This window comes from Pseudozobellia sp. WGM2 (assembly GCF_017810075.1).
Classification (GTDB): Bacteria; Bacteroidota; Bacteroidia; order Flavobacteriales; family Flavobacteriaceae; genus JADNYK01.
The window spans coordinates 80,148-101,576 of record NZ_JADNYK010000007.1; the positions used below are offsets into that span (position 1 = coordinate 80,148).

The 21,429-nt window shown below is 40.5% G+C and carries 13 protein-coding genes; 6 read left to right on the top strand and 7 right to left on the bottom strand.

Translation table 11 applies throughout. The features are described 5' to 3' along the window. Positions 1-16 precede the first annotated feature (16 nt). Genes IV512_RS15670 through IV512_RS15680 form a run of 3 tightly spaced genes read right to left on the bottom strand, consistent with a single transcriptional unit; the run spans position 17 to position 5,969 of the window. Positions 17-1,462, bottom strand: coding sequence for a DNRLRE domain-containing protein (locus IV512_RS15670; RefSeq protein WP_209405034.1), 1,446 nt, complete (start codon positions 1,460-1,462; stop codon positions 17-19). A gap of 33 nt (positions 1,463-1,495) precedes the next feature. Beyond that, a complete protein-coding gene (locus tag IV512_RS15675; RefSeq protein WP_209405036.1) occupies positions 1,496-2,860 on the bottom strand; it encodes a RagB/SusD family nutrient uptake outer membrane protein in 1,365 nt (454 codons plus the stop codon). Between the two features lie 10 nt (positions 2,861-2,870). Then, complete coding sequence (locus tag IV512_RS15680; RefSeq protein WP_209405038.1) at positions 2,871-5,969, bottom strand: TonB-dependent receptor; 3,099 nt, start codon at positions 5,967-5,969, stop codon at positions 2,871-2,873. Positions 5,970-6,211: 242 nt separating this feature from the next. Between IV512_RS15680 and IV512_RS15685 the strand changes: the two genes are divergently transcribed. Then, the gene (locus tag IV512_RS15685; protein ID WP_209405040.1) at positions 6,212-7,237 is read left to right on the top strand and encodes a LacI family DNA-binding transcriptional regulator; all 1,026 of its coding nucleotides are present in this window, start codon (positions 6,212-6,214) and stop codon (positions 7,235-7,237) included. 33 nt (positions 7,238-7,270) lie between these two features. On the opposite strand, the gene IV512_RS15690 is transcribed toward IV512_RS15685, so the two are convergent. Continuing rightward, positions 7,271-9,418 carry a family 43 glycosylhydrolase gene (locus IV512_RS15690; RefSeq protein ID WP_209405042.1) on the bottom strand — a complete coding sequence of 716 codons (2,148 nt, stop codon included), beginning with the start codon at positions 9,416-9,418 and terminating at the stop codon, positions 7,271-7,273. Positions 9,419-9,661: 243 nt separating this feature from the next. Between IV512_RS15690 and IV512_RS15695 the strand changes: the two genes are divergently transcribed. From IV512_RS15695 to IV512_RS15710, 4 genes are all read left to right on the top strand, one after another. Continuing rightward, positions 9,662-10,240 carry an RNA polymerase sigma-70 factor gene (locus IV512_RS15695; protein ID WP_209405044.1) on the top strand — a complete coding sequence of 193 codons (579 nt, stop codon included), beginning with the start codon at positions 9,662-9,664 and terminating at the stop codon, positions 10,238-10,240. Between the two features lie 70 nt (positions 10,241-10,310). Next, positions 10,311-11,255: a FecR family protein gene (locus IV512_RS15700; protein ID WP_209405045.1), complete on the top strand. Its 945-nt coding sequence runs from the start codon at positions 10,311-10,313 to the stop codon at positions 11,253-11,255. A 141-nt stretch (positions 11,256-11,396) separates the two neighbouring features. After that, the gene (locus IV512_RS15705) at positions 11,397-14,771 is read left to right on the top strand and encodes a TonB-dependent receptor (RefSeq protein ID WP_245224871.1); all 3,375 of its coding nucleotides are present in this window, start codon (positions 11,397-11,399) and stop codon (positions 14,769-14,771) included. An 18-nt stretch (positions 14,772-14,789) separates the two neighbouring features. Further along, a complete protein-coding gene (locus IV512_RS15710; protein WP_209405049.1) occupies positions 14,790-16,364 on the top strand; it encodes a RagB/SusD family nutrient uptake outer membrane protein in 1,575 nt (524 codons plus the stop codon). 243 nt (positions 16,365-16,607) lie between these two features. On the opposite strand, the gene IV512_RS15715 is transcribed toward IV512_RS15710, so the two are convergent. Both IV512_RS15715 and IV512_RS15720 read right to left on the bottom strand, forming a co-directional pair. After that, positions 16,608-17,720, bottom strand: coding sequence for a Gfo/Idh/MocA family protein (locus IV512_RS15715; protein ID WP_209405051.1), 1,113 nt, complete (start codon positions 17,718-17,720; stop codon positions 16,608-16,610). Positions 17,721-17,815: 95 nt separating this feature from the next. Then, positions 17,816-18,757: a pyridoxal-phosphate dependent enzyme gene (locus IV512_RS15720; RefSeq protein ID WP_209405053.1), complete on the bottom strand. Its 942-nt coding sequence runs from the start codon at positions 18,755-18,757 to the stop codon at positions 17,816-17,818. Positions 18,758-19,016: 259 nt separating this feature from the next. Here IV512_RS15720 and IV512_RS15725 point away from each other — a divergent pair, with 259 nt between their 5' ends. Then, on the top strand, positions 19,017-19,901 hold the full coding sequence (locus IV512_RS15725; protein WP_209405055.1) for a hypothetical protein: 885 nt from the start codon (positions 19,017-19,019) through the stop codon (positions 19,899-19,901). A gap of 8 nt (positions 19,902-19,909) precedes the next feature. Here the strand turns inward: IV512_RS15725 and araA are convergent, their stop codons facing one another. Then, positions 19,910-21,418: an L-arabinose isomerase gene (gene araA, locus IV512_RS15730; RefSeq protein WP_209405057.1), complete on the bottom strand. Its 1,509-nt coding sequence runs from the start codon at positions 21,416-21,418 to the stop codon at positions 19,910-19,912. Positions 21,419-21,429: the final 11 nt, after the last annotated feature.

Below are 21,429 nucleotides of genomic sequence, written 5' to 3' on the forward strand. Positions count from 1 at the left end.
AAACTGATTCTTTCGATTAGTTGATAGCTATGTTGATTTCGAAGGGCTCTACCTCTGAGCCTACACGATCCTTCGCTGAGAGCACTACTTTATCGCTTACACCTGTACCATCGTTAATATATAGTACATTCATCAGATTAATGTCTTGCTGGGTAAACTTATCACCGACCTGTAGGGTCTGCGCACCAGTAATAAGCCATCCGTTGGCAGGTATTTCCTCTACCGTAAATATGATATCACCCGGTGAGGCCCCTTCAATTTTAACTACCGAATCGTTCCAAACATATGCTTCGCCCTGGTCTACCAAAAAACCGTTGTTCGTGACTATATTTAAAAAACTGTTGCCCGACCCTAAAGTCGCAATCAACATCGGAGCGTTGAAATCGGGGTTTTCTTTTGTACCGATCTCATCGGTTTCATCAGAGCCGTCTTCCCCGTCTATCATTAGCGATATTCTTTGCTCTGAACCCAACCCGGTCACATAGTCGGTGATATTAAAATCAAAAGTGCTGACCTTAGTGGTCGTAATACTGGCAATAGGATCGTTCTCAGGAAAAACCGCATTATCGAAGGTTAGACCCATTTCCGTCCAAAGGGTATCGGGTGTTGCAAAAATGTTCATTGCCACACCTTTGGCATGGGTGAATTTCACCGCTAACTCTAAGCGAATGTCAGTGATTACACCCTCCTCATCGAAATCTTTTAAATCGAACATCACAAAACCTTTACGGTCAAAATCGCCTGCACCAGTCACATTCTTGACCTTAATCAAGGCATCCGATCCGAAATTAGTGCCAGATTGTGCTCCTCCGTTTATATAGGTATCCGCAACAGGAAATATAGTATCTGTTTTTATGGTCGGGTCAGGCACGTTCAAATCGTTCTGAGGAGCTGAAAAATAAACGATTGATCCTACGACGTGTACCGCATCATCTAAAGTTTCAAGATTTGAACTTGTTATTGACCATTGCTTGCCCGTACCTTGATTCACCAACCCGATAAAATTAGAGTCATGTGACAAATACATGATTTGACCGTTTTGGGTATTGTAGGGCAGCGGCTTATTGCTTTCAAACAGATTTGGGTCTGTAAAGACCACCTTTTTATCAACTATATGGTATTTAATCAAGTTTCGCAGAATGGGTAACGGAACGTCGTTTATTGAACCATATGCATTTGTGGCAAGAAACTCTTCAAAAGCCATATTTGTAGGTGCAATATACGTTCTGGTGGCATTATCGCTAAACAAACTTTGAAGTTCAGCACGCTCTATGGCATTTTCGAATATTCTTAAAGAATCGCTGCCCTTAATATAGTCCCAGGCAGAAACACCCAACTGTGCTTCTACACCCGCCTCTTGATATTCAAAGTTTTCTTGAATTTCACAACCATAATTTATGCTCGCAATTGCGATTACGGCAAGCAGCAAAATTTTACTGTAAGTTATTAAACCATTTTTCATAATCTATATTTTCTAATTGGATAGCATTTAATTCTAGTAAAAACCGTTCTGCTCAAGATTAGGGTTTCTATTCAAAGCATCTTCGTGAATAGGCCATACAAAATTGGCCTCATCTGCGAGTCCGTTAATGGGCCCCATAACCTCAACGGCCTTTCCTGTTCTAACCAGATCGAACCATCGGTGACCTTCAAAAGACAATTCGATAGATCGTTCGTGCAATAATGCCGATTCGAGATCACCGTACATATCAACAGCTTCGGCCTCATTCAATTCCGGTAAGCCCGCCCTATTTCTAATTGTATTTAAAAGGCTTAAAGCTTGTGCTACCTGCCCCAACTGGTTATGGGCCTCTGCCTTTAGAAGCATAATATCTGCCAAGCGAATCATAACAATGTTCTGTGCCGATGGGTCTGCACTTTCATCATCAAAACCTTGCCCGAAAAATTTCCAGATTTTCTTAGGTTCTTCTTGCGTTACATCATAAATCAAATCTTGTCTTAAATCATCTTCTTCAAAAGAAGCCCTAAAGTTCTCACTCGGAAAAAAGTGACTGTCAGAACCAATTGCGTAAAGAATTCTAAGATTATTGGTCTGGGTCTCGTCATACCCAATTTCGAATACACTTTCATTGGAAAACCCTGTAGAGAAAATTTTCGACCAATCGTTAATGCTTACCAATGAATACAAACTATTGTTTAGAACCTTATCGGCAGCGGCAATGGCCGCCTCATAATTGCCCCTCCACATGTAAACCTGGGTCAACAGACCATAGGCTGAGCCCTGTGTAATCAACAACCTATCTCTTTCACCACCAAAACTCTCTCTACAATTTTGGCTCGCGAAAATTAGATCTTCTATTACTTGATCGAGAACTACATCTTTGTCTGTCTTAGCTATAAATAATTCTTGCTCTACACTTTCGTAGGGCTCCAGTATTAACGGAACATCGCCCCAAACCCGAACGGCATAAAAGTAAGATAACGCCCGTAAAGCACGCGCCTGACCTACCAATTGTAGGCCGAACTCCGTATCTTCTTCAAAGACGGAGGGCACATATTTGATTGCGTAATTGGCCCTACTTATGGTTTCGTATAAATTGTTCCATCGGGCAGAATTCATTGTTTTGTTCAAGGTATTCTGTTGAAGCAACAAAGGGTCTCCCGAATGATTGGTGTTAACCGCATCTGCCCTACCTTCTCCCCAGAACGAAAAGTTAAGGGAAAAAGTCGATTGCACGGCATCATATATACCATTGACCCCAGCTTGTGCATCGCTAGAAGTTTTATAAAAGCCTTGGGCCGAAAAGCCACTTTGAGGTTCCTTATCCAAAATATCTTTTGAACAAGAAAATGCTAAGGCTATGAAAAAGACCGCTATTATATTTTTACTTTTTTTCATTGTTCAGATTTTAAAATTGAAAGTTTAGTCCTGTCATTATCGTGCGACTTTGTGGGTATGACCCTTCATCTACCCCTGCACGAAGACCACTGTACGAGTTTACATCAGGGTCGAATCCAGTGTACTTGGTCCACGTAATCAAGTTTGAAGCCGTTACGAACACATCTAGCTTACTTAAGCCCAATGGTTCGATCAACCTATTAGGAAAACGATAACGAAGGTTGACGTTTTTAAGCTTCAAGTATGAACCGTCTTCAACCCATCTGCTTTGTACCCGACTATCAGATTGCATAGGGTCATCACGTACCGGTCTTGGAAAATCGGTAATATCACCCTGCTGTCGCCATCTGTTCAATGCATCTGTCGAAAGGTTGTTATAACGAACCACAGAGTTTCTCTGGTGATTTATTTCGCTATAAATGTCGTTACCATAAGAGAATTGAAAGAACACGTTCAAACTAAAGCCCTTATAACCGAAGTTGTTGGTTATACCCCCAAAGAAGTTAGGTTGCGCGTCGCCGATAACCTGTCTATCTTCTTCGTCGATAATGTTATCACCGTTTAAATCGTTCCATATAGGGTCACCGCCTTTAAAGACGCTACCTAAGGCACCGTTGGTGATTCCGTTAACGTTGTCTTCATCTCGGGCGTAGACTCCCTCGAACTTCCAACCGTAGAATGTACCAATGGGCAAACCTTCTTGCAAAATATGATAATTCCCATTTTGAATATATCCGTTGGTCAGAAGTTCATCGGGGAGATCTTTGACCTTATTTTCGTTCTTACTAATATTAAAACTGGTATCCCATGTAAAATCGCCCACCATATTTTTTGTACTCACCAACAACTCAACACCCTTATTTTCGATACTACCTATATTTTGGGTAATGAAATTAAAGCCTGTAGTTCTGGGAATGGGTACATTGTATAAAAGATCATCAGTTTCTTTTAAATACACATCAGCGTTAAGAACGACCCTATTGTTGAAAAATGCCAAATCTAGGCCAGCATTGTATTGGGTCGTGGTTTCCCAAGTAAGTCCTGAATTAGGCATTACCGAAGGGGAAGCGCCGGAATAGCCCAAGTAATTGGTGCCCACTAAAAACTCGCCCTGTGAGGTATAGTTTCCTATAGCCTCATTACCTGTTTGACCTGCACTGAAACGAAGTTTACCATCGGCCAGTACATTTTGGTCTCGTAAAAATTTCTCATCAGAAAACCTCCATCCGACTGAAGCAGAAGGAAAATACCCGAAGCGATTATCTTCTCCGAATCGAGATGAGCCATCGGCCCTAAGGTTAACTTCCAATAGATATCTACCACTATAATCGTAAGACATTCTCCCGAAATAAGACAATAAAGAATGTTCGGTTAAAATATTCACATCTTGGTTTGAAATAGTACCCGCAGCATTCAAGGTTCTTACGTTATCACTCGGAAAGAACATACCGTCTAAACCGGTTCTTTCATATTGCCATTCTTGAAAACTCATACCGAGAAGAGCCCCAAAATTATGGTTCTCGCCAAAAGTTCGATCAAAACTGAAATAAGTCTCATTACCCCAAGTTAAATTGGTAATGGCCCGAACAGCTCCGGAATTATAACCTTCTCTATAATCAAGTGTCGAAGGAAGAAATTCATCTTCTTTCATCGATAAAAAATCTAAGTTTAGATTACTTCTCAATTTAAGCCCCTCGATGAATTCATACTCGGCGTACTGGTTACCGATAATTCTATTGCTCTTATTAAGATGAGTAGCATATTCGGCAAGCCCCACAGGGTTTCTTTTACCGAACTGATACCCATTAAGCGAACCGTCGGGCAAATACATGGCGTATGATGGTGGCCGAATCAACAACTCTCTCACCACGCTAAGGTTACCACTACCACCCGCATTAATTCTATTGTTGGTTCCGTTGGTGTATGATAGACTTTGACCGACCGTTAGTTTATCGGAAACATTAAAGTCGACATTTAACCTAGAAGTGACCCTTTTGTAATTGGAGTTTAATATAATACCATCTTGATTTGAAAAGGAGGAGCTCCAAGAATATTTGGCATTTTCAGAACCGCCCTGAACCGAAAGGTCAACCTTATATTGCGGAGCCACCCTCAATAGTTCTTCTTGCCAATCGACATCTCCGTTGTTTTTAGGGTTCAGCGAATCGATTATTGTCCAGTTTGGTTCAACGGGGTTCTCCATATTCCTATAAGAATCAATGATTGCCTGTCGATATTGAGATGCATTCAACACACTCAACTTTCTGGTAATCTGACTTACACCGGAAGTAAAGTTGACATTTAAAACCCCCTTGCCTTCTTTACCTCTTTTTGTAGTAATCATCACAACACCATTGGCCGCACGTGAACCATATATGGCGGTCGATGCCGCATCTTTTAATATTTCGATGGACTCGATATCATTTGGGTTTATATCAGCTAGTGGGTTTAGTCCAAAATTTTCGGTTCCATTCAGAGAAGACAATGAACTCGACTCTATAGGCACCCCGTCGACCACATATAAAGGTGAGTTTCCGGAATTCAGCGATGAATTACCCCTCACCGTTATAGACATGCCCCCACCGGGAGCACCGGAGTTCGACACCACTTGAACCCCCGCGGCCCTACCCTGCAATATCGAAATCGGGTCTTGCAAATTGGTCTGGTCGATATCTTCACCACCAACCGAAACTACCGACCCCGTAAGGTTTCTTTTCTTCTTTTTACCGTAGCCAACAACTACAAACTCATCTAGTTGATTAGCCCCCAGCTCTAATGAAACATCAACTATCACATTATTTCCTACGGATATCTCTTTCGATTGATACCCCAAAGAAGTGAACACCAAAACCGCGTTGGCACTAGCGACATCAATGGAATAGTTACCATCAAAATCGGAAGCAACCCCATTAGCAGTACCCTTCTCAACTATATTGACACCAAGAAGAGGCTCTCCGCTTTCGGCATCGGTGATTTTACCGGTGATAGATGTACTCTGCGCATGAAGCCCAAAACAACAAAGTTGTGCTATAAAAAGGAGCAGTACTTTTTTGAGAAGCCCTTCACACCCTTTTTGGTAGAGTTTCCCAGCACTTTTTAGTTTCTTCATAAATTAATGATTTACAGGTTAGTTTTCTGTATTGTTAACTGATTGTGATCAAATATAGATTTAGGAACAGGTTTATGCAAACGTTTGCATAAATATTTATAGTAGAAACGTAATTTTTAACATATCAGAGTTTATTAGAGCAAATAATTCTTATTTTTGCTTAAATCACAGTGGTATTTTTATCATTACATCTATTTTGCCTAATTATTCATAATATAAAAATTGCAAACGTTTGCTAAAAGATGTCCAATTCAAGAATAACTCTTAAAGATTTAGCAAAAGAACTGGGGCTTTCACCCTCGACTATTTCCAGAGCGATTGCCGGGCACCCCGCAATCAGCAATGCAACCAAGCTTAAGGTTCAGCGCAAGGCAGAAGAACTAGGGTTCGCCCCTAATACTATCGCTGCAAGCTTCAGAAAGAAACGAACCTATTCCATCGGGATTATCGTACCAAAATTAGAAGTGCATTTTCATTCATTGGTAATTAGTGGAATTGAAGATTTGGCATATAGCAGAGGATATAACGTAACCATATTTCAATCGAAAGATTCTTTTGAACGTGAAAAGGAAATAACCAAGATTCTTCAAAACCGGTTGGTCGAAGGTATTATCGTATGTATCTCTAACGAAACAAAGAACTATTCACACTTTAAAAAATTTATTAAACTCGGTGTACCCATTATTTTCTATGACCGAGTGCCATCTGAACTAAAGGCCAACAAGATAATTATTGATGATTTTGGTTCTGCATTTCGAGCTACCGAGCACCTTATAGAACAAGGCTGTCAAAGAATCGCCCATATTGCAGGTAATCAAAATACTTCTATTTTTAAAGATCGGTTCGAGGGGTATAAGGCAGCTTTAAAGGCTCACAAAATTGCTTTCGACCCAAATCTTGTGTTTGAAACCAAAAATTTGACCTACGAAGAAGGAGCATCAAGTGCCAAAGAACTGATAGCGCTCAAAAACAAGCCGGACGGACTTTTCTGCTCCAACGACTATACGGCGATTAGTGCCATTCAAGTATTTCAAAAGGCCAATTATAAGGTACCAGAACAAATTGCCGTGGTCGGTTTTAGCAACTACCCTATTTCTAGGGTAATCGAACCCAATCTTACCACGGTGAATGACCGCGCTTTTCAAATGGGTGAAGCCGCTACGAACTTATTGATAAGACAAATCGAGGATAAAGACAACCCTATCGATTTCGAAACTATTACCCTGAAAACGAACTTGATTGTTAGAGAATCTTCGTCAAGACACTAAGCTTTCGAATAGAATTTTGGTTTTCACAAGAGTTTATAAATTACCGAGACTTACGGGATCGACACCCTCTAAGGTCGGCTTGATTTTTTTCATAGAACCATCCGCATTGAATTCTAACTCGTCTATACACACCTCTCGATGAAAACCTGCCGGGCTACCCATAGTAATTCCCTTTGGTCTCGTAAAACGATGGTACACAATATACCAATCATCTGTACCGGGCACATTGATTACCGAGTTGTGCCCAGTACCATAAATTTCTTTTTTCGAATCTTTTTCTATGACCAAATTTTCTTTAGGAATGCTCAATGGCCCCATTGGAGAATTTGATGTTGCATATCGAACCCGGTAATTGGGACTACGGGTATCATCTTCCGACCACATGAAATAATAGGTTCCATTTCTATAAAAAACCTCGGTACCTTCTCTGAAGGTACCATCTTCTGGCGTAAGGTCTGTCAAGGTTTCCTTTTTAAGCGAAACCATATCATCATTTAATTCGGCAGCGGCCATAAATCCATTACCATAATAAAAATAAGACTTTCCGCTTACGGGGTCGGTAAAAACATCAGGGTCGATTACTTGACCGCCCTTAGCCTCCTTTGTTTTATAATCGACAAAAGCATGACCCAAATCTTTGAACGGACCAGCAGGATTATCAGCCACGGCAACCCCAATATTTTGTGCAGCGGTATAATAGTAATAGTACTTATACCCATTTTCGGTTTTCTTCTCGGCAATACATGGTGCCCATGCATTTCTGTCGGCCCAAGAAACATCGTTATTTAAATCTAAAATAACACCTTCATCGTTCCAGTTGACTAAATCAGAGGAAGAAAAAGTTTTAAAATAAGTACCTGACCAACTATCGAATCCATCACTGGTAGGGTAGAGATAGAATTTATTATCTGTATGGGAAAAAACAATTTCGGGGTCGGCATAATAGCCTTCCAATACCGGGTTATGATCCTCAGAAATCTTTATACTGTATTCTGCCATTTCCTCATTTGGCAATTCTAAGCTAACGGAACTCGAAACGTTATTTTTAGATTCTGCTTGCTTTACTCCCGGAAAAAGCACCAACTTCGGTTTTAATGCCTCAATGTTAGTTCCCGGTTGTACCGGAATATAGAGCTCTTGCTTTTCTCTATTGCTATAAATATTATGTGTTTTAATTTCTGTCGCTTCAGCACCCAAGACAAGTGGCAGGTCTCTAGAGGGAAATGCTTTTACCAATCGAGCAGCTTCCGCCTCAGAAATTGTAATTACAGTGCCGTGTCGGGGGTGAAAATCCATAGAAACAACATCAGCCCCTAAAGCTTCAAAGTTTGTCAGGTCGGTACTTTTGGCAAATTGATAACGACCATCCATATACATATCATACAATAAGATATAGGTGTCATCATCTAACAACTTAAAAACCCCCGACCCTTCGACAGCCTTATCTGTCTGGTCGACATTGCCCGCTAATGACTCGTAGCCTTCGGTTAAATTTTTGGAGGTAGCTACTTTTATTCCTTTATCATCAGTGCCTTCCGTCTTATAGAACAAATGGTAAGTACCATCCTTTAAAATAATGTCTCCATCGATACAGGCTTTTTCATCAGGACTAAAGAAAAGCTGTTTAGGCTCAGTAGCTAGATCAGAAAAATCTTCATTGGCGTAGCTGTAGTAGATTTTATCATAACTACCAGGCTCAAGCATTGAAAAGTACACCATTAATTTATCGGCCTTTTCATCGTAAAATGTTTGTGGGGCCCAGGCGCGGGTAATTTCTGAAAATGAGGCAAAACGTTCTGGTATGTTGATCACGTGCGATTTCCAAGAAATCAAATCTTTCGACCGCATTAAGACTATTTTGGTATTACTCCACCCATTTTTGGTCAACAAATCGGTTACCGTCATATAAAAATAGCCGTCGTTTCCCCTAAGAATATGTGGATCGCGAACACCTCCGGTTTCACTTATTTCACCAGATGCAATTATGGGCTGGTCATTATTTAGCGCATAATAATTGAAACCATCACGACTTAAAGCATAGCGTATGGCCTCTTCACCTTCGCCATTACCCGTAAAGTAGGTGAAAAGATAGGCGGTATGGTCTTGTGAAGATTGGTTTTCGGCGCAAGATGTTAATATTGCCAATACTCCAAAAAAAAGAAAAAAACACTTTGTGCTCATGGTCGGTACAGATTATTCTTTGTTATTCGATTTTACGAAAATACACTAAAAATTTATAAATGTATTTTTTACACTAAAAATTTCATTTGAGAATATCTTGGATTTAAGTCCGAATTGTAAGATTAGTCTTCGCAATTAATGAACAAACGGGAAGATAGCATACAAACAAAAATAAAATCATATGCCCAATCATTAAGAATTTGTAAATTGCTGGCTATAATTGTTTCGATTCCAAAAAATATCATGCCAGAAAATTCACAGACTGTTAAATCAAAATCGCCGGCCTTCTTTGATGGTGAAGATGATTTCAACACGATGTATAATTTCTACAAGCCCAAATTGTTTACCATAGCCAATAGTTACGTAAATTCAAGGGAAGATGCCGAAGAAATTGTTCATGATGTACTTATAAAACTTTGGGAGAAAAAGGAAAATATTACCGTAACCTCTAATCTTACAGGCTATATCTATCGAATGACACGAAATGCCTGCTTAGATTACTTGCGTTCACATAAGAATAGACTTTCAAAAGAAACTACAAGCGATCAACAAGAACATTGGCTTAATTACACTGCTCTCTCCGACGATGCGGCTTCTGCCGTTATGGCCAAAGAACTTCAAACTTTGGTTGATAGTGCCGTTAAACACTTACCTGAAAAATGTAAGAATGTATTTGTGAAAAGTAGGTTGGACGGACTTGGGCACAAAGAAATTTCAGAACAATTGAAAATTTCACCTAAAACCGTTGAAAACCATATTTCAAGGGCCTTAAGAGAACTTAAAACGGTTCTAAAAGAATACTTACCTATACTTTTCATCTAAAATTTCTTATCTCGACTAGGGGGAGTTTACCATTTTTTCGTCTTGATAGAAACACTGCACCACAAATTAAATGAACAAGAGGGATATCACAGCATTGGTAGAAGGCCGGCTTTCAGATAAAAGAAAGAAAGAGGTTATCAAATGGTTGATTAAAAACCCTAAGCAGCAACGGCGATATAACTATTTAAAAGCCCGACATGTAGCTCAGCTTCTAAGAGAATCAGACCCTAATTATTCAAAATATAATTTGAACAGACGCGCTACTATTTACAAAATAATAGGTGCTGCAGCTCTAGTGACCATTCTCGTCTCTTTGTCTCTTCTTTTTAATGGTGAACAAGCCACTACAGAGGTATCAGAATCGACAATCGTGATGACAGAAACCTCTATTGGGGAATTTAGAACAATTGAACTTTCTGATGGGTCTAAAATTATGCTCAATGCCAATACTTCGCTCATATACCCTCAAACATTTTCGAAAGAAATAAGAGAGGTCAGTCTTCAGGGTGAAGCTTTTTTTGACATCGCTCATAATTCAGATAGACCCTTTGTAGTCAACACTGAGAATGGCATGAAAATTCATGTTCTTGGCACTACCTTCAATGTTAAATCGTATCCTGAAGATCAAAATATAGAGACCACCCTGGTATCGGGTAAAGTTCGGGTCATAGAAGAAAAAGATAATAAGACCGTAGTTCTTAACCCCTCTCAAAGGGCTACCTATGTTAAAAATGAAGATAAAATTATAATCGAGAAGGTACAGACCAGTAATCTTACGGCTTGGCGACAAGGCAAGCTCATTTACGATGAAACGCCCATCAGAGAAGTAATTGGTGATTTAAAAAGAAAATATCAGGTTTCTATCTCAGTAGAGTCTCCAGAAATCATGAATTATGAATATACCGGTTCTTTCGACAACTTGAGCATAGAACAAATTATGGCCCTTTTTGAGGTATCATCACCTATAAAATATAAACTGAACGATAACAAAATCACACTATATATGAAGAAATAAAAACTAAAAAGAAGAGGAAAGTGCTGCAACACTCCCCTCTTTGAATAATCATCTAACTACTTAGTAATTAAACAACTTAAACTATTCAAAATTATGGAAAAAAAGGATCATTTTTTTTCAAAGATCCCTATTATTAGGATAATGAAAATCTACGTCATATTATTGGTCTTTACATTAGGCAAGTTATTTGCCTCAGAAATCAAGGCTCAGAGCATTTCGTTAGAAGTGAATAACGTAAGGTTAAAAAAGATTCTCAACGAAATTGAACGCAAAAGCGACTATAGTTTTTTCTACAACAACAGCATTATAGATGTATATAAAAAACAGTCATTGAGCGTTGAAGACAAGAACGTTAACGAGGTACTGGAAGCACTTTTTGCCAATTCTAATATTGATTACAGCTTTGTTCGAGACCAAATTATCCTGTTTCCGAAAGACAATCCGGAAATAAAGGAGAAAATCGAAAATCTGCTCAACGCGCAAATTAGCAATATGCCATCGGTTTTGAGTCCACAAAAAATCAATGAGCTAATTCAGAGCAATGTTCAGTTCACGGTTCAGGGTACGGTTAGTGATAATGCCGGTACACCTATACCTGGTGTCAGCGTTGTTGTCAAGGGTACATCCAAAGGAACGGCTACCGATTTTGACGGAAATTATAGTATTATGGCCGATGCCGGTGATGTGCTTTCTTTCAGCTATATAGGCTTCACCTCGAAAGAGGTTCCTGTCAACGACCAACAGACCATCAACGTAACTTTAGAGGAAAATGTTGATGCACTTGAAGAAGTTGTAGTTGTAGGTTATGGTACACAAAGAAAATCAGACCTTACCGGTGCCGTTAGCGCCGTAAGCAGCGAAGACCTTTTAAAAGCCCCCGTGAATAATGCATTACAGGGCATGCGGGGTAAGGTTGCTGGTGTAAACGTGTTTTTGAACTCTGGTTCTCCCACAGGCTCCCCAAGAATTGTTATCAGGGGTGTAGGTACCATCAACTCGTCATCAGACCCTCTATATGTGGTTGATGGGGTTGTTATGGATGACATCAAATTCATAAACCCTAATGATATTGAGCGCATGGAAGTTCTTAAAGATGCTTCCTCTGCTTCTATCTATGGTGCCCGTGGTGCCAATGGTGTTGTTTTGATTACGACCAAAAGAGGTGGTCAAGATGGAAAGGTAACCATTGGTTATGACGGATTTATCAGCGTTGGTAGCATCCGCAAGAAAATGGATCTGTTAAATGCCGATGAATGGCTAGAAGTCGTTAGAACCGGTATGGAGAACACTCCAAAATACCGTCCAGATTCGCCAGCTCCGGTATTCACTACCAACGACCGTCGATTGTTCGATGAAAACGGAAATCCGTTGTATGATACAGATTGGCAGGATGAGGCTACAAGAACCGCCTTCTCTACCAACCACCAACTTTCGGTTCAGCAAGGAAATGAGAATTCTTCAGTAGGTGTGTTCTTGAACTACTCACATGTAGAAGGTATTATGCTGAACAACAAATTAGACCGTATCAGCGGTAAGATTGCCTATGACGTAACCCCAAAAGATTGGCTGAAAATTGGTGTAAACCTTATGGTCAATGATGTAAAAGACACAGAATTTGAAGAAGGTGGCGGTGGCCAATTGCCACGTAGAACTATGATCGAGATGCCTCCTATCTTCCCGGTAAAATTCCCTGATGGAACTTGGAGCAATAGCCAAATGATTTCCGATGCCTATAATTTGGAATCTATGGCCAACCCAGTACATGTTCTGGAAACTCAAGAACGCAAGTGGGAAAGAAACCAGATGTTCGGTAATTTTTACGTGAACTTCAATATTCTTCCAGGTCTAGAACTTAGAAGTCAGTTCGGTTTTGACAAGAACATCCGTAACAAGAAGGAATATTCTCCAAGAGATTTGGTAAATATTTCAGCTCCTGATGGCTTCGGTAGAATTTTCAACGAAAAAAGTACTTACTGGCAACAGGAAAATTACCTGACCTATACACAAGATTTTGACAAGCATAGAGTTAACGCAATGTTAGGTCTAAGCTGGCAAGAACGCCAATACGAGTCTTCTAATATCTACGCTAGAGGATTTAGCGATGACTTTTTCAAATACAACAACATTGGTTCTGCAAGCAACCCAAATGCACCGGAATCTGCTACAGAAGAATGGGCGCTTAATTCCTATTTTGTAAGAGCCGGTTATACCTTTGATGACAAATACCTGATTACCCTTACTGCTAGGGCCGATGGTTCTTCCCGTTTTGGTAAAGATAATAAGTACGGCTTCTTCCCTTCAATAGGTGCGGGCTGGAACATTAGTGAAGAAGAGTTCATGCAAGATGTAGAATTCATAGACCGTCTGAAACTACGCGGTAGCTATGGTATCACCGGAAACACTGAAATTACACCTTACAGTTCTTTGGCAACGGTATCGGCAGGAACTGTATTGCTAAATGGCAGTCGTGTGAGTTCAAGCTCAGTTAACAGATTGGCAAACCCTGGTTTAGAATGGGAAAAAACAAGCCAGTTTGATATTGGTATCGATTTATCGGCCTTTAACCACCGTTTAAGTTTAGAGTTCGATTATTATGACAAGTTGACCAAAGACCTTTTATTAGATAGACCGGTTCCTTATACCACAGGCTTTACGTCTGTAAGAGATAACATTGGTTCTGTATCTAACAAAGGTATCGAGGCAATGATTACTGGAGATATTGTTCGTGGTGAGGATTTTGGATGGGATTCTTCCTTCAACATGAACTACAACAAAAACACCATTGAAAGCTTAGGCGAAAACGATGAGGACATTGAACCTGGTCCATTTTGGGTATCGGGTAGCCAGACCATACTTCGCGTAGGAGAGTCTTTGAGCTCTTTCTACGGATACGAAAGATTGGGTACTTGGGGTACCGATGAAGTGGCCGAAGCTGCTGCCGTTGGTGCCGTTCCCGGAGAAGCCAAGCGTTCTGCGGACAAGAAGATTCTTGGCAAAGGTTTACCTGATGTTACAGGAAGCTTTATCAACAACTTCAGGTACAAGAATTTTGACTTGACTGCCGATATTCAGTTCGTAGCAGGTGTTGAAATCATGCAACAGTTCTACCACTCTACCGAAGACCGTTCCGGTATTGCCAATGGTTTGGCTACCATTCTTTACGACGGGTGGACGGAGAACAACCAGAACACTATGGTTCAAGAAATTAGAAACCAAGCATATGCCGGTCAGAACAGTCAGGTAGATAGCAGATGGGTGGTTGATGGTTCTTACATAAGAGGTAATCTTTTCTCTTTAGGATATAGTTTCGATGAGCAATTTTTAGATATCATCGGCCTCAACACTCTTAGGGTTTACGCCAGTGTCGAAAATGCATTCGTGATACACTCTAAAGATTTTCAGGGATATGACCCTGAAGCATCATCTTGGGAAGATAACCAATGGGGACAGAACATTTTCTTCTTCCAGTACCCAAAACCAAGAACGTTCACCTTGGGATGTAGCCTTAAATTTTAATGCTTAAAAAAAAATATCATGAAAATTAAATATATAGCTTGTTTAATAGGACTCGTATTTTTGGGGTCTTGTGACGATTTCCTTGAGGAAGAACCGCTAAGCGAATTGAGTTCCGATCAGTTCTTTTCAGAACCTGACCAAGCATTTAGTGCCGTTAATTCATTATATAGAAACGGAGCTCCTCAAATGACCGATGGCGGAGTATATAGCGGTACCCCTTTGATGCTGGGTGCCTATATGAGCGGTTTTTTTACCAATGAATATGCCGGTCAAGAACTACACGTGAGCAATACCCAACAATTGACGCTAAACGGCGATAATATCGGCACCTATTTGCAAGACCGTTGGAGAGAACTGTATTTAGGTATTTCAAGGGCGAACAATGCCATTAAGTACATTCCGGAAACACCGGAACTTACAGATGCACAAAGAAACCAATTATTGGCAGAAGCCAAGTTCTTTAGAGCTTTCTCGTATTACTACTTGGTAAGATGGTTTGGTCCCGTTCCTTTAACTACAGAGCCTTACGAATCTTTGGAAGACCTCTATCTGGAAAAAAGTTCCATTGCAGATATCTATGCGTTGATCGAAGCAGACCTTACGGAAGCGCTAAATCAAGGGAATCTACCTAAGACCAATATGGTAGACAACGGAAAAAGAATAACTGCCGGTGCCGTTGCCACCCTTTTGGCCGATGTATACCTGACCATGAGCGGAAATCCTTTAAATGCCGATAGGTATGCTGATGCAGCTACATTAGCTCAAGATATCATCAATGGTGAATACGGATCTTACGCCTTGGTACAACATGATCAGGTAGAGGGTGCCGTAGATTTTGAGAATTCTGCCTACAACAAATTGAGAAAAGGCGATGCCTCTACTAGTGAAGACATCTATATCAAGGAATATGACCCTGAAATCGGCACAGCGGTATATGCGCGTTACTCATACCCTGTTGCCTTGGCATCTGAGGTTTTGTATGACATTACCAACGGAGCCTATCAGCCATCAAGCCAGTTCTTGGATTTCTACGACCCAACGGAAGATTTAAGAGCTCAAGAAAGACAGTTTTTTCACAGCACCTATGTACCAACAGGGCAAACCTTTGAAACGGCCCCTTTCTTCTGGCATGATGATACCGCCATTTTTGAAACCGCTAGATCTGGAAAGGATTTTGCAGTATACACCTATGCAGATGTTTTATTGATCGCTGCCGAAGCTATCGCCATGAGCAGTGGTGTAAATGCAGATGCGGTAGATTATTTGGCTCAAGTTAGAGGCAGGGCATACTGGAATACAGATGCGGCCACTATCACCTCTGAACTTTCAGGTTTGGGAGCTACCGCTTTTGTAGAAGAAGTATGGAAAGAGAGACACAGAGAATTGGTCTTTGAATTTAGAAACTGGTTCGATATCGTGCGTACCGGTCAGTTCCCAGTTTCCAATGCCCCTGGTAGTATTTCTTTTGTGAGTGCCGTAGGCCACACCACCGAAAACGGAAAACAAATTGAAAGTAAACATATGTTGTTGCCCTTACCAGGCCCTGAACTTCAGAGAAATCCGAGTTTAGGTACCGACAATAACGGCTATTAACCAAACGGCCCTTTATTAGAAACCCCGTCAACTTTTGTTGACGGGGTTTCTTTTTTCAATTGGTCGACAGGTGGTCTCATCAACGTAATTCGTACGTTTCTTTAAAATGGTTTACATGCCAAACTTGTATCCAAATGAAATCAGCAAAGTCGTGCTTCTAAGAGTCGACAAATCATTTGAAAAAATAATTACAAGTCAAATCCGTTGAGCTTTCATCTAATCGGGCTGGCTGAAAATTTTATTTTAAAGATTGATGTTTTGCTTATCGCCCGTCTCTACGGCCTTATATATAGCGTCGATAATTTTCATGTCTTTTACACCTTCTTCCCCATCTAAAGGCACTATAGGCTGTACACCTTCAAAAATAAGTTGGGCCATACCGTCCATCTGTAAGGTCTGGTGTGTTATATGAGGTTGGTCAAGTTCACCTTTATGGGTACGCCCTTTAATTGGACCATAACCCGTAGATGGCTTCATTTCTACCCAACCATCGGAACCCGTCATGAAAAACCGGTCTAAGTTGCTCATATTATAGGTAGATAGGCAGTTCGCCACAGCCCCACTGGGGAAACCCAATTGAAATTGAATAGTCTCATCGACACCTTCTTCAAACTTGACAGGATCGGTTTTGGTTTCTTGTGCCGTAACCCAAATGGGTTCTTCACCTAGCATATAACGAGCCCCATTAATGGAATAAATACCGATGTCCATCATAGCACCACCACCTGCCAATTTTTTATCTAATCGCCATTGAGTTGGGTCGCCGATGGTAAACCCTGATTGCCCTTGAAAAAATTTCACCTTACCGAACTCCCCATTTTTACGCATTTTTATTACTTCGACCGTCTTGGGCTCGTAATGCATACGATAACCTATCAACAGTTTTACATTCGCGGCTTTACACGCATCGACCATGGCCTGCCCTTCTTCCGCATTAATAGCCATGGGCTTTTCGCAAATAACATGTTTGCCAGCTTTTGCAACTCTTATCGATTGGTCTTTATGCAATCCGTTAGGAGTAATAACATATACCGCATCGATATCGGCATTATCTTTTATCGCATCGAAATTCTCATAATTATAACAGTTCTTTTTTGGGATACCGTATTTCGATTGCCAATCTTTAATCTTAGAAGGGGTACCACTAATGACGCCGACCAGTTTAGCTCTTTTACAATCTTTCATGGCCTCGGCCACTCGTGTACCATAACTGCCCAAACCCATAATGGCCACTTTCAGTATGGGCCCTTCGTAGGGAACTTCCGGAGCTGCAAAAAGATTAGAACTATGATATAAAATTGGCACGCCAACAGCCGAAACGGTCAACTTTTCAATAAAATTTCTTCGTGATCCCATAATAATGTTCGATTTTGTTATTGTTCTAAAAATAAGGATTATGTGTAAGGAAAAGTACTTTTAAAGATGAAAATACATGTCTTATAATCTAGCAATCACTGAAATCGTCCCACCGCTTTAAAATCGACGTTCCCTCCAGATAGTACAACTCCTACTTTTTGCTTTTCAAACCTAGGCTTATCCTTTAAAACAGCAGCCAAAGCTACCGCACTTGACGGTTCGACAACTATCTTCATGCGTTCCCATACCAAATGCATGGCTTCAATAATTTGTGGTTCCGTCACCAGAACGATACGCTCAACATACTTTTGAATAATTGGAAAGTTCTTATCGCCCAACTGAGTTTTGAGTCCGTCCGCAATGGTATCCGTAGTTTCATTTGATTCTATATATCCACTTTGAAGCGAACGATACGCGTCATCGACTTCCATCGGCTCTCCCCCGACCACCTTACAACCATTGCCAAAATAATAGGCCGCTAATGAAGTGCCTCCAATTAGTCCGCCACCGCCCACTGGGGCCACCACATAATCAAGGCCCGGTTCTTCTTCCAATAATTCTAGACAAGCGGTTCCTTGTCCTATAATAACATCCATATCATTGGAAGGATGTATGAACGTAGCTCCCTTCTCTTCCACTATGCGATGTGCTTCATTCTCACGCGCCGACAATGTAGGTTTACATTCAATAATCTCGCCCCCATATTCCAATACTGCATCTTTCTTTACCAGAGGTGCCGTCGATGGCATTACGATATAGGCTTTGACCCCTATTCTACCTGCAGCCAAAGACAGTGCCTGCGCAAAATTACCGGAAGAGTGTGTTACTACGCCCTGACTCTTTTGCTCTTCGGTCAGAGAGAGTATGGCATTGGTGGCACCTCTAGCTTTAAAAGACCCTCCACGTTGAAAATTTTCACATTTAAAAACGATATCAGCGTTCACAATTTTATTAATAAGCCTTGATGAAAATATGGGGGTTCTATGGATGTGCGGTAAAATTCGCCTGTGAGAATCAAGTAGTAGCTCTTTGTGCATAGCCTATAAAATCAGCATTATTGAAGAATAGATATTCATACCAAAAGTTACAAATTAGTAAAATTTAAGGCCTTAGGCACACTTTTTGGATAGTTAAGAACTCAATCGTTCAAACGCTGATCATTTACTAAAAGGAAAAAATGTTATCTTTTATTCCAACATTTAATCCCAAATGTCGTTATACAGTGTACTATAATTGAATTTCTCGTTAAACGACATCCATAAAACCTAAGTTGTTTGAAAGGAAAATAGAATCAAAGTGAAACATACCTTCATTACCATATTATTACTCTTTTTAAGTTTGACTTCCTTTGCCCATAGTAGTTTGGAAGCCTCACATACTTTTCATATTTCTGACGTTCATTATCAAGTATTTAATGACACCCTTAATAAAAAGACCAAAATTGAAGTTACCTACCCCAACTCATCTACAGTTTGGACCATCTCTGAGCCTGCCAAGATAGAATGGGAGACCATTAATATAGCATCTGAGAAATCGATACGTTTCTTTTTGGCGCTGAACGATATGGTGGTTCAAGAACTAGGAACCTTTAAGAACTCATTCAGTGCAGATGATATTGTTTTAGCCAAAAACATAAGTACTGGAGATTCTTATCAGGTCGTCGGTATCGAGCTGTTTCCCGATAACAAATACCAGATTGCAAAATATGCCACATCCTATTTTTCAATCCGCAATCCGGAAGCAGATGCACGAAAAGCCGCTTACGAAGCGAGAAATAGAGAAAAGCCTGCAGGAGTGAAGGCACCAAGTGAAAAAACAATAGAACCTGTTACCCAATTTGATGGTAGAAACATTTCTTATGTAGAAGAAGTTGTTTTCGAAAATGAAGACATCACCATCGAAGTTTGGGACCATGGCCGACAAGACGATGATATTGTTTCTATATACCTCAACGGAAAAACGGTGATATCAAAGCATCTACTTACGTATCGAAGAAAGCAGGTTACCTGCACCCTTGAAAAAGGCAAACCCAACGACTTATTTCTCTACGCCCATAACCTCGGTAAATCGCCCCCAAATACAGTCTCTATTGAAATTACCGACGGCAGTACTTCCAAAAAAATCATACTCAACTCTGATTTAAAGAGTTGTGAAGCGGTCAAGATTAGCGTAAAACAATAAGTTGAATACTATCTGAACCCTTTATTGATTACATACGCAGCATCGTTCCACCTAAGTTCTTGCTTAAACCGATAAAGGTCTGTTTTCTCGTCTATTAGCAGAAACTCAATATCCATAATTTCTGCATAATCCTCTAGAGATTCCGCTGAAATATTCTGACTATAACAAGTATGATGTGCTCCTCCTCCATAAATCCAAGCGGCAGCGGCCGTTTGCAAATCAGGTTTGGGATCCCATAATACTCTAGCCACGGGAAGTTTGGGCATATCATGTTCTAGAGGCAGTGCCTCTACTTTGTTCACGAGCATTCTAAAACGGTTGCCCATATCTACGATCGAAGCATTCAAGGCATCACCTGCACCTCCATTGAACACTAATCGAACCGGATCCTCTTTTCCTCCAATTCCTAAAGGATGTATTTCACATTTCACCTCACCCTGGGCAATAGAAGGACATATTTCTAACATGTGTGAACCTAGGCAACTGGAGTTTGAAGGGTCGAAATGATAGGTATAGTCTTCCATAAAGCTATTACCCCCATCTAAGCCAACACCCATAACCTTCATCGTACGTACTAAAGCGGCAGTTTTCCAATCGCCTTCGCCACCAAAACCATATCCACTGGCCATCAGTCTTTGGGTAGCTATGCCAGGTAATTGTTTTATACCATGTAAATCTTCAAAAGTATCGGTAAAGGCCGTATAACCACCATCTACTAAAAAGGCTCTCATGCCCAATTCTATTCGCGCCGCATCTTTAAGCGATGAGCGCATATTTCCGTCAGATTTGATTTTAGATGCGATGGTATAAGTAGCTTCATACTCTTCTAGAAGTACTTGAATTTCTTGATCCGTTATTCCGTCAATATATTTCACTAAATCACCCACTCCGTAGCCATTAACCTCATAGCCAAATTTTATCTGGGCAGAGACTTTGTTACCATCGGTTACGGCAACCTGTCTCATATTATCTCCAAAACGGGCCACTTTCATTTTTTTGGAATCGGCAACCGCACTGACCACCCGACACCAAGCGGCAATCTTTTCTATCACCTTACTATCTTGCCAATGGCCTACAACTACTTTTCTATTCATTCGCAATCGAGAGGCCATAAAGCCAAATTCACGACCGCCATGTGCAGATTGATGAAGGTTCATATAATCCATATCAATGGTTCCCCAAGGTAGATCACGATTGAATTGGGTATGTAAATGCAAGAAAGGTTTCTGAAGTGCATTCAGGCCTGCTATCCACATTTTTGAAGGCGAGAACGTATGCATCCAAGTGATTAGCCCTACGCAATTTATAGCATTATTGGCCTCTTTACATAGTGAATGAATTTCATCGGCCGTTTTCACCGTTGGTTTACAAACCACCTTTACGGGTATAGAACTATCATTCTCAAAATGTTTCGCAATTTCACTGGAATTCTCGGCTACTTGTGCCAAAGTTTCCGGACCATAAAGGTGTTGGCTTCCCGTAACGAACCAAACTTCGTTATCTGCAATATGTATCATTCTTAAGTTTC